Raw genomic sequence first — 12,261 nt, 5'->3', positions numbered from 1 at the left:
TCCGCCCACCCATCCGCACCGCGAACTCATCACGACCAACGGGAGAATCAGTCATGAGCGACGTCTACCACCGCATGGTCAAGCTGCTCCAGGCCGGCTTCGGACTGGAGGCCGACGAGATCAGCCCCGAACAGACCTTCAACGACCTGGAACTGGACTCGCTGGCCATGGTGGAGCTGTCCCTGGCCGCCCAGGAGGAGTTCGGCGTGCCCGTGAACGACGAGGACATCAGCTCGCGGGACACCATCTCCCGCGCCGCGGAGGTCATCGAGGCGAAGGGCGTGGCCGCCTGATGGCGGCTGCCTCCCGCTACGACGCCGCCGTCACCGGGGTCGGGATGGTCACGTGCGCGGGGATCGGGGTGCCCGCCTCCTGGCAGCGCATCCGGGCCGGCGAGGGCACGGCCGCCGGGACCGTCCCCGCCCTCCAGGGGACCCCCGCCGACTTCGGCTGCGCCGTACCGGACTTCGACCCGGCGGCGGCGGTCGGCCGGCGCAAGGCCTGGCGGCTCGACCGGTGCAACCAGTTCGCGATCGCCGCGGCCGCCGAGGCCCTGGCGGACGCCGGGCTCGACCCGTCCGCCTGGGACGGCAGCCGCGTCGGCGTCGTCCTCGGCAACGGGATCGGCGGCGCCGCCGCCTGGGAGAAGCAGCACGACGTGCTGCGCGACGAGGGCCCCCTGAAGGTCTCGCCGCTGCTCATCCCGATGCTGTCCATCAACATGTCCGCCGGCTACGTGGCGATGGAGTGCGGGGCGCGCGGCCCCAACCTCGTCACGGCCACCGCCTGCGCCTCCGGGACGACCGCGGTCGGCGTGGCCCGCGAACTGCTGCGCAGCGGCCGGTGCGACATCGTGCTGACCGGCGGGACCGAGGCGCCGCTCGTCCCGTCGATCGTCTCCGGATTCAGCCAGATGGGCGCCCTGTCCAAGCGGCGCGGCGCCCCGGCCGAGGCATCCCGGCCCTTCGACGCCGACCGCGACGGCTTCGTCCCGGCCGAGGGCGCCGCCGTGCTGGTCCTGGAACGGCCCGAGCACGCGGCGGCACGCGGGGCCCGGGTCCGCGCCCTGGTGAGCGGGTACGGCGCCTCGGCCGACGCCCACCACGCCACCGCCCCCGACCCGCAGGGCGCCGGCGCCGAACTCGCCGTCCGGGCCGCGTTGTCGGACGCGGGCGTCACCGGGGCGGAGGTCGCCCACGTCAACGCGCACGGCACCTCCACGCCGCTCAACGACGTGTCCGAGGCCCGCATGATCCGTCGGGTCGTCGGGCAGCATCCGGCGGTGACCTCCACCAAGGGGGTGGTCGGGCACGCGCTCGGTGCCGCCGGCGCCATCGAGGCGGTGGCCACCGTGCTCACCGTCGAGAGCGGCTTCGTCCCGCCCACCGCGAACCTGGAGAGCCCCGACCCGGAGGTCGACCTGGACGTGGTGGCCAAGGCGGGCCGTGCGATGCCGGTGGAGGTCGCGGTCAGCAACTCCTTCGGATTCGGCGGCCAGAACGCGGTCCTGGTCTTCAGCAGGGCCTGACGGCGCGCGAACGGGAGGCGTGGCAGGTGTCCGAGGGACGCAGGTGGCGGGTCGAGGAGAGCGTGCTGGTGCGCGCGGCCCCGGAGCGGGCCTACCGCGCGATCAGCGACGTACGCAGGATGGCCGGTTTCTCCCCGGAGTGCGTCGGGGTCTGGGTGCACGGCCGGGGGCCGGTCACCCGCGGCACCCGGTTCACCGGCTTCAACCGCAAGGGCCCCTGGCTCTGGTTCACCGACTGCCGTGTCGTCCGCGCCGAGGAGGGACGGGACTTCGCCTTTCGCGTCACCAGCTTCGGTCTGCCGATCGCCCTGTGGGGCTACCGGTTCGCGGCCGAGGAGGGCGGCACCCGGGTGACCGAGTACTGGCAGGACCTGCGGACGGGCCGCGCGGGCCGTCCGGCCGAACTGCTCGGCTTCTTCACGGGTACCAGGGCGCCGGTGCGGCACGCGGCGAACACCGCGGGGATGCGGGCGACCCTCGGGAGGCTGAAGGAGGCACTGGAGGGATAGCGGGACAGCGAGCACGGCACACCCCGGGCGGGGCGTGCGGAGTGCCTGCCGGAGTCGACCCCGGCGGCACACTCCGCGCGCCCCGTCTCACGTCCGGGGCAGCCCGCCCAGCGTCCGCACCACCGCGGCCGCCGCCAGCGCGTGCCCCCGGCTGCTCAGCCGTCCGGGGCGCGTCCCCCACAGCCCTGAGGCGGCGGCGCCCCCGTACGCGGCGAGGTCGACGGCGACGCAGCCGTGGCGCAGCGCCACCGACTCGACCCGCTCGACCAGCAGGCGCTGCCGGGCCCGGACGGCGGAACGCCGCGCGGCGGGCGGCGAACCGGCACTCGCCAGGTCGAACGGGGTGACCACCAGCACCGTCCGGCAGGCGGCCGAGCGCAGGGCGGCCAGAATCCTGCCCAACTCCATCTCTATGACGTCCGGTTCGAACGACGCAGCGCGCAACTCGGCGGCCCCGCAGGAGAGCAGGGCGAGATCCGCGCCGAAGCCCAGGGCGTCGGCCAGCTGGGTGGACCGGACGTGGGAGAGCGGAAGGTCCCGCCTGCCCCGCGGATGCAGGCAGGCGAACCCGGGACGCGCCTCGCGCAGCGCCGCGGCGACCCGGTCGGTCCAGGGGGCGCGGGCCCAGCCCGGGACGACGGTCATCCCCACGGAGTCGGCGATGCTGTCGCCCAGCACCACGGCGCGCCGCCACTCGGCGTCGGCGAACAGCTCGGCGCCCTCGCCCGGCGACAGGCACCACCGGTCCGCGTGCTCGCCCGGGGCCTCGGCGCCGAGGGGCCCGCGCGGGGCACGGCCGGCGGCCTGCTCACCGGGCGGGCACGGATCGGCGGGGTCTCCCGCCGCGCGCCGACCGGTGTGCCCGCCGCTCTCGCTCGCCGGCCCGCTCCCGCCCGCGGACCGCGCACGGCCGGTCCGCTCCCCGCCGTCCCGCCGGCCTACCAGGCCCCGGTTCGGCTTCTGTCCGTGGAACCGGTCCTGCGCGGGGCCCTGTCGTTCTCCCGATCCGGTCACCGGCCGTCCCCCCTCGGTCGGCGGCCCCCCGCTCTCCCCATGAGCCGGGCAGGCCGTGGTGGTGCGCGTGCGAACGCCGGGCGAGGCCGCCGCTCACGAGTCCTGCGGGGCCCGCGCGGCGCGCCGTATCCGGTCCGCGTGCCCCGGGAGGTGGTCCTCGGCGCGCAGGCGCACGATCTCGCCCCACGGCACGGCTCCGTCGAACAGTTCCTCGCCCTGGTCGCCGACGAGGCGGACGGCCACCGGCGTCGCCCCCCGATTGTCCGGCATCCGGGCCACGAGGCCGACGAGTTCGGCGGCGTTGCGGCGGACCAGCTCCACCAGGACGTCGCGGTCCACCGAGGAGGTCAGCTCCTCGACCGCCTTCGGGTCCATGGCGGGCCCGTTGTCCAGTCGGGCCGCCTCGCCGCCCTGCACCTGTCGGGCCGTGGAGGCCAGCAGCCGGTCGCTCAGCGCGACATGGGCGAGCGTCCAGTCCACGCCGTGCTCACCGGCGGCGGACGCCCCGGTGCCGGGCGGCGCCTCGCCCGCGGCGGCGATCAGGTCCGCGTAGGCATCCTCCAGAGCAGCGGTGCGCATGGCAGGCTCCTTCGTTCCGGTGCGTGGGGTGGCTGGGGCATCGAGTGCGTCCCGTCCGTCCTCGGCACGGCGGGCGCGGCCGGGCGCCGCGCGGGCGTCGGGTCCGGCGAGGGCCAGCTCCACCAGGCGCCGGACCTCCCCGGGGCCGAGGTCCTCCAGATCGCGCACCATGTCGGCCGCCTCCGGATCGCCGCCGCAGCCGAGGAACTTGGCCCGTGCGAGCGCCGCGTGGCCGGTGCCGTCGGCCCCGCCCGCCGCCCCCACCGCCGAGCGCCGCTCGGCGCGCAGTTCGCGTCCGTCGCGCAGCCGCACGGTGACGCGCGCGCCGAGGTTCTTGGTGGCCCACCGGAAGTCGGTCTCCGGTTCCAGCCAGGCGGGCGGCAGGGCGTCGGCGGCCCGGTCGTCGATGGCGCGGACCCAGGCGTCGGCCCGCTCGCCCGCCCGCCGGAGCGCCTGGCCGAGCGGGGCGGTGGCCAGCAGCGCGTGCCGGCTGAACGCCGGGTCGTGCTCGGTGCGGACGCGGCCGGCGAGTTCCCAGCGGTCGGGCCGGTCCACCGCGGGCGCGGCGAGGTCGCGCGGGCGCAGCGAGCCGGTGAGCAGGGCGGTGGCGACGTTGTAAGGGAGGGAGAAGTTCAGGGCGGCGACGGGGGACCCGGGGCCGATCCGGTGCTGCCGGGCGATGCGGTCGAGTCCGGCGGTGAACACCGAGCCCTCCACCACCACCTCGGCGATGTCGTCCGGGTCGGTTCCGGCGAGCGCGGGGTGCAGTTCGGCCGCGCAGTCCACGGCGGCGCTGGTGTAGGCGCTGCCCGGGTGGATCTTGTACGAGAAGGTCTCGCTGTGCCAGAGGCTGCCGAGTCCGGCGAGGGCCTCCTCGGGCAGTGGAATGTCGGCGAACCGGTGCAGGAACCCCTGCGGGTGCTCCAGGACGTCCTCGGGCCCGGTCAGCCCGGCCCGCGCCCCGTCGCACGCGCTCAGCCCGATCTGCACCGGCACCGCGGCCACCAGCACCTTGGCGTCGGTGTGGAAGAAGCCGCGCGACAGGCTCCATGTCGGCACCGAGAACGCCATGCCCAGGGCGTGCGTCCAGAGGCCGGCCGGGGCGTTCTCCGCGCGCAGCCGCCCGGCGACCGCGCCGGCGAGGTGGGTGTGCCCGGCGGTCTGGCCGCGGAACGGCCCGAGGGTCGCGGCGGCGGTGATCCGGGCGGCGGTCTCGTTGGCGGCGAGCACCGCGGTCAGCAGCCGGTGTCCGTCGAGCCCGAGTGAACGGGCGTAGAGGAGGGGGACGTTGACGGTGGAGTGCGAGAGGTGCCCGGCGTAGGCGGTGTCGTCGTAGTCCAGGCAGACGGTCGCCATGGACAGCGAGTGGACGGCGCGCTGCGGATCGTCCTGGAGCGGGCCGCCGTAGGCCCGTTCGATGCGCCGGCCGAGCGGGTGGCCGTACCCGGCGCGGGCGGCGCCGAGCTGGCTGAGGATCTGGCTCTTGAGGTGCCCGACCACGCGTGCGGGCGCGTCGTCGAGGTCGAGCCGTCCCGCCCAGTCGCCGAGGCGGCGCAGGATGCCGGCGTCGCCGGGCGCGGCGTGCCGGTCCGGCTCCCCGGCCCCGGGCGGGGAGCCCGTCGCCGCGGAGACCGGAGCCGGACGCTTCGCCGGCTCCGGCTCCCGGGACGGTTTTGGGCGCGGGGCGAGCCCGGCGGCGGGGGCCGGCCCGGAGGCGCTGCGGGCCGGTGCCGGAGGGACGGGCGGGACGCGGTCCGGGCCGGGGGCCGGGTCCCGCTCCGGGGGAGTCGTCGCCGAGCCGGGCATCAGGAGTGCTGCCCGGCGGTCTCGACCGGGAGGCCGTCCTGGTCGCGGCCGTCCGCGGCTGCGGCGCCGGGCGCTTCGGTGCGCCGCCCGCCCTTGAGGAAGACCAGCGCGAACAGCCCGCCGACCAGGGCACCGGCACCGGCGATCTCCATGGCGAGGTGCATGCCCTCCACGTAGACCGGGCTCACCGCCTCCATCACCGGCCCCCGGGCCCCGGGGGGAAGGAGGGCGAGGCGGGACAGGTCGCCGTCGCCGAGCAGGTCGACCGCCTGGGCCTGCGTCCGGGCGGGCAGGCCGGTGTCCGCGAGCGCGCCGGGCATGCCGTCGCGCAGGTGCCGCAGCAGCAGGGCACCGGCGAGGGCGACTCCGAAGACCGTGCCGACCTGGCGGAAGGTGTTGGAGACGCCGGAGGCGGTGCCCGCCTGCTCCGCCGGGACGGACCCGAGGAGGGCGACCGTGGCGGGCGCGCCGGTGAAGGAGACGCCGACGCCGAGCAGGGCGAGCGACCACCAGTAGCTGCCGAACCCGGAGCCGGTCTCCAGGACCGTGAGCCCGAACAGGCCGCCGGCCGACAGCACGGACCCGACGGCGATCGGCAGCCGCGGCCCGATCTTGGCGGCCACGACGCTGGCGGCGAACGAGGCGATCATGATCGGCACCGTGAGCGCGAGGAACCGCACGCCGGTCTCGACGGAGCTGAGCCGGTTGATGCTCTGCAGGTACAGGGTGAGCAGGAAGATCGCCGCGAACAGGCCGAAGAGGCTGAGGAAGTTGACGATGCCCGCGACGACCACGATGGGGCTGCGGAAGAAGCTCATCGGCAGCATGGGATCGGGGTGGCGCAGCTCCCACAGCACGAACAGCAGCAGTGTGACGGCCGAGCCGGCGAACGCTCCGAGGATGATCCCGGACGTCCAGCCCTTGCCGTTGCCCTCGATGAGCCCGTACGCCAGGGCCGCGATGGTCGTGATGAACAGGAGCTGCCCGACGAGGTCGAGCCGCCGCTCGCGCACGGAGCGGTTCTCCGTCAGGAGGCGGGCGAGCACGGCGGTGGCGATGACGCCGACGGGCGCGTTGACCCAGAAGATGCTCTGCCAGCCGTAGTGGTCGACGAGCACGCCGCCGAGCACGGGCCCGGTGGACAGCGCGATGCCGCCGACGCCCGCCCAGATGCCGATCGCCTTGGCGCGGGCCGCGGGGGAGGTGTACGCGGCGGACACCAGCGCGAGCGAGACCGGGATCATCACCGAGCCGCAGACCCCCTGGAGGGTGCGCCCGACGAGCAGCAGGCCGATCGAGTCGGACACGGCGCACAGCACGGAGGTGAGGGTGAAGCCGACCAGTCCCGCCAGGAAGATCTTCTTGCGGCCGAGGATGTCACCGAGGGTGCCCGACGTCAGCAGCAGACAGGCGAAGGTGAGCGTGTAGGCGTCGATGATCCACTGGAGCTGGGTGATGTCCGTCGACAGCTCCTCCTGGATGTCGGGCAGCGCCACGTTCACGATCGTGGCGTCGAGATAGACCATGAACACGCCGAAGCAGAGGAAGGCGAGCAGAAGCCCCTTCCGCTGGCCCTGGGCGGTGGTGTCGCTCATCACGGTTCCCTCGTGTCGAAGGTCGGGGTCGGAGGCGTCGAACGTCCGGGGACGGATGGCCGGGCGGGATCAGGGGGTGGGAAGGGGCCGGTGCAGCCGGGCGCCACGACGCTTCGAGGCTAATGACCGACGGTCAGTCAGTCAACTGGCCGACGGTCAGTCAGTGTGGGACGGTAGATTGGTGGGCGGTGTCCCACGCGCCCGACGGGGATCGCCGGACAGGAGACGAGACCATGGCGACGGCAGCGGCAGCAGAGACCGACCCGGGGAAGCCGGCGCGCCGCAAGCGCCGGACCATGAGCCCCGACGACCGCCGCTCCGCGCTGATCAGAGGTGCCACCGAGGTCTTCCGCGAGAAGGGCTTCGCGGCGGCCACGGTCGCCGAGCTGGCCGAGGCGGGCGAGGTGGCCAAGGGCACCTTCTACCTCTACTTCGACTCCAAGGACCACCTGCTCGGCGCGATGTGGGAGGAGTACGTCGACGTCTTCCTGCGCGACACCCGCGCCATGCTCGACGAGGGCGGCGCCTGGTGGCCGAGCCTGGACCGGCTGATTCGCACGATGGTCGAGCACGCCGTCGACAACGCCGACCTGCACCGCGTCGTCTACCGCTCCGCCAACGCCAAGGCCCTGGAGCTGTGCCACGCCTCGAACCAGCGGGTCGTGGACCTGATGTGCGACTTCGTGGCGCGCGGCGCCCTGGTCGGGGCCTTCCGTGCCCGGGACACGGGCCTCGCCTGCCGGTTGGTCTTCCATGCCGCGGACGGCCTCCTCGACGATCTGATCAGCCGCGACGAACCCATCGACCTGGAAGCCGTCACCGCATCCGTGCTGGAACTGGCGCACCGCGGCCTCGGCGACCCGGACCTCGGCTGAACGAGCCCCGGCGGCGGGGCACCCGGACCGCCGCCGGGTGGACCACGCCCCGCGCGGACGCCGCGTGCGCCGACGCGCCGGTCGCGCGGCAGGGGCGAACGGCGGGCCGGGCGGCCGGAACGGAACGGGACAAGCGCGGACGGTGGGAGCCGGCCCGGACCGGAGCCCGCCCGGCCCCAGACGGAACGGGCCCGTGGGACCGCGGCCCGCCCGGCCCGAGGCGCAACGGTTGCGGGGACCGGCAGTGCGGGGGCGCCTCCGACCGGGCGCGCCCCCGCACTGCCTCGTGTGGCGCGCGGTCCATGCAAGAGCCCGGCACTGCGAGGCGCCTGAGACACCCGTCTCAGCGGAATGTCAGGAGCATCGGGAAGAGTCTGCGGTGCACCGGGAAGCGGACAGCGCACCAAGGCCCGCCGAACGGCGCGAGGAGAGGTACCCGAAGCGGCCCAACGGGGTACCGAGGCAACTTGGTTCGGGTTTCGGCCCACGCAGGTTCGAATCCTGCCCTCTCCGCAGCACGTGCCCGAGCGGCGCCGCCGGACCCCCGGCGGCGCCGCCGTGTGTGTCCACCCCGGCTTGGAGGGCCGTCGTCATGAGTGCCCCGTTCGCATCGGTCCTGGTGATGGCCAACCCCGCCGCGGGCGGCTACCTGCCCGGCACGGCCGAGACGGTCCGCCGCCGGTTCGCCGACGCGGGCCGCGCCGTGACCCTCGTCGTCACCGGACACCCCGGCCACGCCCGCACCGCTGCCGCCGAGGCGACGGCGCCGGGCGGCCCCGACCTCGTGGTCGCCCTCGGCGGCGACGGGACGGCGCACGAGGTGGCCGCCGGGCTGTCGGTGGACGGGGACTCCGCGGCCCGGTCCGGCATCCGGCCGCCCGCCCTGCTCGTCCTCCCCACCGGCACCGGCAATTCGTTCTACCGCGAGATCTGGGCCGACCGCCCCTGGCAGGAGGCGCTCGACTGCGCCGCGACCGCGCCGCACGTCCGGACGATCGATCTGGCGCGCGTCGCGGAGAACGGGGCACCGGCCCTGCTCGGCGCCTCCACCGGCGTCGTCGCCCAGTCCCTCGTCACGGCCCGCGACATCGCCGACGCCGGCCGGGAGCGGTACGAGAAGGCGGTCGCGGCATCGCTGCGCACCTTCACCCCCTACCCGGGCCGGGTCCTCGTCGACGGCGCGGTGGTGCAGGAGGGCCCCACCGTCTTCGCCAACGTCGGGGGCGGCCGGCACCGCGGAGGCCGGTTCAGGCTGCTGCCCCACTCCGTCATGGACGACGGCCTCCTCGACGTCTGCGTCGTGGGCGCCGCCCTCCCGCTGCGCGAACTCCCCGCCCTCGCCCGCGACGGCGGGCACGTCGGCCGCGAGGGAGTGGTCTACGCACGGGGCCGGAGCATCGTCGTGGAGCGGACCGACGGCCGGCCGCTCGTCTTCGAGTACGACGGTGACGTCCTGGAGACGCCGGGGGACCGGTTCACGCTGGACGTGGTGCCCGGGGCCCTGCGGGTCGTGGCGCCCCCGCCCGGCAGGTGACGGGCGCTCCGCGCCGCCTCGCCGGCACCGGGCGTCCGCCGTCGCCCTCCCGTGCCGCTGCCGTCCGGTGCGCCGCCCCCGACACGCGGGCGCCACACCGGACGGCAGGACACGGCGGCGTCCCGCACGCCATGCTGGGCCTCGTCGTCCGGACCGGCCGGGCGGACCCGAGGCGCGAAGCAGGAGCCGACGCGATGACGAAGTACCTGATCTCGTTCCCGAGCGATGCCATGGTCGTGGCCGACGGCGAACTCCCGGCCGTGGCGGACGCGGCGCACGCGGTGGTGGCGCAGGCCAAGGCCGCCGGTGTGTGGGTGTTCGGCGGCGGCATCGACGAGAGCGTCCCACCGGTGCTGGTGGACGGCGACGGAACGGTGACCGAGGGCACGTACCCGCAGACCCGACGGATCGAGGGCGGCTACACGGTGCTCGACGTGCCCTCCCGCGCGCAGGCACTGGAGTGGGCCGCGAAGATCGCGACCGCCTGCCGGTGCGCGCAGGAGGTCCGGGAGTTCGCGTACGACCCCGAGAGCTGAGGGGTCCGGCCGCCGGCCGGGAGGGACGGGCGCACCGCCGAGCCGGTGCGCCCGTGCCGCTCAGGGCTCCAGTTCCACGGTGATCTCGGGGGGCCGGCGCAGGGTGTTGTGGACGGTGCAGTGCGAGGCGACGGCCAGCAGCGCAGCCCGGCGGTCCGCGGGGAGTTCCGGCGGCGGCACGAGCACCAGGCGCAGGGAGCCGATCCGGGCCGGGCGGTCGGCCGCCATGCCGAACTCCGTGGTGACGCGCAGTCCGCTGCGGGGCAGGCCGTGCCGCCGGAGGTAGCGGCCCGCGTAGAACGCGACACAGGTCGCCAGGGACGCGGCGAACAACTCGGTGGGGGTGGGTGCCGTGTCCGTGCCGCCGGCGTCGACCGGCTGGTCGACCCGAACCCGGTGTCCCCGCACGTCGACGGCGTAGGCGTCCTCGTCGACGTGCCTGACCTCCAGCCGGTGCACCTGCCCGGACGGTGATCGGAGGGTGTCCTGGATCTGCGGTGTCCTGCCGGCCATGGTCGGTCCCTTCTCGCCGGTGTCGGCTGCCTGCCCCTCCAGTCGACCGCCGCGGGCGCCGCGGTGCGAGAGGCCGACGGGGTGCGACGGGGGCCGTTCGGCCCTCGCGCCAGGTGCCGTCCGCCGACCGCGCGGGGCGTCATGCCCGGTGCCGTCGGCCCGGGTCCTGCGGCAATAGGGCGCAGGAGCCGCGGCGCGTACGGGACCGCCGAGGAAACCGCACCGGACGGTGCGGGCCGGCCGTTCGGCGCCCGTGTCCTCGGCCTTTCCCCGACGACGCGGCTCGCTCTGCCCGGGGTGCGCGGGGCGGGCCGGGGCGGCAACGCGTAGCGTTGCGCGGCGAGGAGCCGCGGCACGCGCGCCGGACGGCAGCCGGTGGGCGCGGCCCGGTGGGAAGCGGAGGAGAAGGCATGGACGCGGACGCCTGGGACGAGCGCTATCGGACCACCGACCGGGTGTGGTCCGCCGAGCCGAACCGGTGGGTGGTCCGGGAGACCGCCGGGCTGCCCCCCGGCCGGGCCCTGGACCTGGCGGCGGGGGAGGGGCGCAACGCCGCGTGGCTGGCCGGACGCGGCTGGAGCGTCGACGCCGTCGACTTCTCCCCGGTCGCCGTCCGCCGGATCGTGGAGGCGGCCGGGCCCCACCGGGACGCGGTGCGGGCGGAGGTCGCCGACGCCACCCGGTACGCCCCCGAGGAGGCCGCCTACGACCTGGTACTGATCTCCTACCTCCACCTTCCCGCACCGGACATGGCGGTGGTGCTGGAGACCGCCTGCCGGGCCGCCCGGCCCGGTGGCGCCCTGGTGCTGGTGGGACACGACGTGAGCAACGCCGAGCACGGCGTCGGGGGGCCACAGGACGTGCGGGTGCTGTCCGACGTCGAGCAGGTCCGCGCCGCGTGGGAACCGTGCGCCGACATCGTCGTCGCCGAGGTCGCCCGGCGCCCGGTCGGCGAGGCGGTGGCGCTGGACACCGTGGTCCGGGCCGTCCGGCGCTGAGAGCGCGCCGCGCCGGTCGGCTTTCGGCGGTGTGCGGCGTGATCCGGGTCCGGCCGGCCCGCCGTGCGCGGCAACCGCCGTCGGGGTGGTGACGGCGTGCTCGTGCTGCGTCCGGAGCAGGGCGGCGCTGTGGCGAGCGCGGTGCCGCGGCGGCCCGGCGCGGGCGCCGTCGGCGGTCCGGGCCGGAGCGCGCGGGTGGCCGGGGGCGCCTCGGTCAGCCGCGGGCTGCGAGGGAGTTGAGCGCGGCGTCGAGGCGCTCCGTCGCCTCGTCCGCCACGGGAGCCATCGCGTCGAGGCCGGACAGGGCGACCATGGTGCCCGGGTCGATCGCCTGGACGATCGTGTGATCGTCCTCGGTGCGGACCACGACGTTGCAGGGCAGCAGCAGTCCGACGGAGCGGTCGGCTTCCAGCGCGCGGCGGGCCAGGGGCGGGTTGCAGGCGCCGAGGATCAGGTAGGGCTCCATCTCGTGATCGAGCTTCGCCTTGAGCGTCGCCCGGACGTCGATCTCCGTCAGGACCCCGAAACCCTGCTGGGCCAGCGCCTCGCGCACAGCCTCCACCGTTTCCTCGAACGGTGCCTCCACCTTCACGGTGCGGTCGTACGGCACGATGTCCCACCTCGCTCTTCCTGAGCCGGCGACGCCGGCGTCCCTGTTCCCGATGTGGCGGGGCCACACCCTGAAATATACCCCCGGGGGTAAGTGTGCGGCTTGAGGTGGCGCGGCCGGCGGGGGAAATCGCCCCGAAGGGGTCGAGTGTGCTCGCCCGGCTG

Annotated in this window: 12 protein-coding genes and 1 tRNA gene; 8 read left to right on the top strand and 5 right to left on the bottom strand. The window is 75.5% G+C overall.

Annotation, left to right across the window (positions count from 1 at the left end):
* Positions 1–53: 53 nt before the first annotated feature.
* The 3 genes from ACGFS9_RS11965 to ACGFS9_RS11955 are packed head-to-tail and all read left to right on the top strand — an operon-like array spanning position 54 to position 2,037.
* Complete coding sequence (locus ACGFS9_RS11965; RefSeq protein ID WP_393252469.1) at positions 54–293, top strand: acyl carrier protein; 240 nt, start codon at positions 54–56, stop codon at positions 291–293.
* Entirely contained in the window at positions 293–1,528 is a 1,236-nt protein-coding gene (locus ACGFS9_RS11960) for a beta-ketoacyl-[acyl-carrier-protein] synthase family protein (protein ID WP_393252467.1), read from the top strand. The genes ACGFS9_RS11965 and ACGFS9_RS11960 overlap by 1 nt, the downstream gene beginning before the upstream one ends.
* Positions 1,529–1,554: 26 nt before the next feature.
* On the top strand, positions 1,555–2,037 hold the full coding sequence (locus tag ACGFS9_RS11955) for an SRPBCC family protein (protein WP_393252465.1): 483 nt from the start codon (positions 1,555–1,557) through the stop codon (positions 2,035–2,037).
* 87 nt (positions 2,038–2,124) lie between these two features.
* On the opposite strand, the gene ACGFS9_RS11950 is transcribed toward ACGFS9_RS11955, so the two are convergent.
* From ACGFS9_RS11950 to ACGFS9_RS11940, 3 genes are all read right to left on the bottom strand, one after another.
* On the bottom strand, positions 2,125–3,051 hold the full coding sequence (locus ACGFS9_RS11950; RefSeq protein WP_393252463.1) for a GDSL-type esterase/lipase family protein: 927 nt from the start codon (positions 3,049–3,051) through the stop codon (positions 2,125–2,127).
* Positions 3,052–3,144: 93 nt separating this feature from the next.
* Positions 3,145–5,436: an MmgE/PrpD family protein gene (locus tag ACGFS9_RS11945; RefSeq protein WP_393252461.1), complete on the bottom strand. Its 2,292-nt coding sequence runs from the start codon at positions 5,434–5,436 to the stop codon at positions 3,145–3,147.
* A complete protein-coding gene (locus tag ACGFS9_RS11940; RefSeq protein ID WP_393252459.1) occupies positions 5,436–7,031 on the bottom strand; it encodes a DHA2 family efflux MFS transporter permease subunit in 1,596 nt (531 codons plus the stop codon). Before ACGFS9_RS11940 ends, ACGFS9_RS11945 begins: the two co-directional genes overlap by 1 nt.
* Positions 7,032–7,264: 233 nt before the next feature.
* Between ACGFS9_RS11940 and ACGFS9_RS11935 the strand changes: the two genes are divergently transcribed.
* From ACGFS9_RS11935 to ACGFS9_RS11920, 4 genes are all read left to right on the top strand, one after another.
* Positions 7,265–7,906, top strand: coding sequence for a TetR/AcrR family transcriptional regulator (locus ACGFS9_RS11935; RefSeq protein WP_393252457.1), 642 nt, complete (start codon positions 7,265–7,267; stop codon positions 7,904–7,906).
* A 426-nt stretch (positions 7,907–8,332) separates the two neighbouring features.
* Positions 8,333–8,419 (top strand) — tRNA-Cys (locus tag ACGFS9_RS11930).
* Between the two features lie 79 nt (positions 8,420–8,498).
* Positions 8,499–9,440 (top strand): diacylglycerol/lipid kinase family protein, encoded by a 942-nt coding sequence (locus ACGFS9_RS11925; RefSeq protein ID WP_393252455.1) that lies wholly within the window; start codon positions 8,499–8,501, stop codon positions 9,438–9,440.
* Between the two features lie 194 nt (positions 9,441–9,634).
* Positions 9,635–9,976 (top strand): YciI family protein, encoded by a 342-nt coding sequence (locus ACGFS9_RS11920; protein WP_393252453.1) that lies wholly within the window; start codon positions 9,635–9,637, stop codon positions 9,974–9,976.
* A 60-nt stretch (positions 9,977–10,036) separates the two neighbouring features.
* Here the strand turns inward: ACGFS9_RS11920 and ACGFS9_RS11915 are convergent, their stop codons facing one another.
* A complete protein-coding gene (locus tag ACGFS9_RS11915; RefSeq protein WP_393252451.1) occupies positions 10,037–10,489 on the bottom strand; it encodes an OsmC family protein in 453 nt (150 codons plus the stop codon).
* 410 nt (positions 10,490–10,899) lie between these two features.
* On the opposite strand from ACGFS9_RS11915, the gene ACGFS9_RS11910 reads away from it, so the two are divergent.
* Positions 10,900–11,487 carry a class I SAM-dependent methyltransferase gene (locus ACGFS9_RS11910; RefSeq protein ID WP_393252449.1) on the top strand — a complete coding sequence of 196 codons (588 nt, stop codon included), beginning with the start codon at positions 10,900–10,902 and terminating at the stop codon, positions 11,485–11,487.
* A gap of 214 nt (positions 11,488–11,701) precedes the next feature.
* Here the strand turns inward: ACGFS9_RS11910 and ACGFS9_RS11905 are convergent, their stop codons facing one another.
* Positions 11,702–12,097, bottom strand: a complete 396-nt coding sequence (locus ACGFS9_RS11905) for a DUF302 domain-containing protein (protein WP_393252448.1) — start codon at positions 12,095–12,097, stop codon at positions 11,702–11,704.
* Positions 12,098–12,261: the final 164 nt, after the last annotated feature.

Origin of the sequence: Streptomyces sp. NPDC048566 (assembly GCF_043199735.1) — a bacterium.
GTDB lineage: Bacteria > Actinomycetota > Actinomycetes > Streptomycetales > Streptomycetaceae > Streptomyces.
The sequence above is the reverse complement of the archived record's forward strand: the minus strand, read 5'-3'. Positions and strand labels throughout refer to the sequence as shown.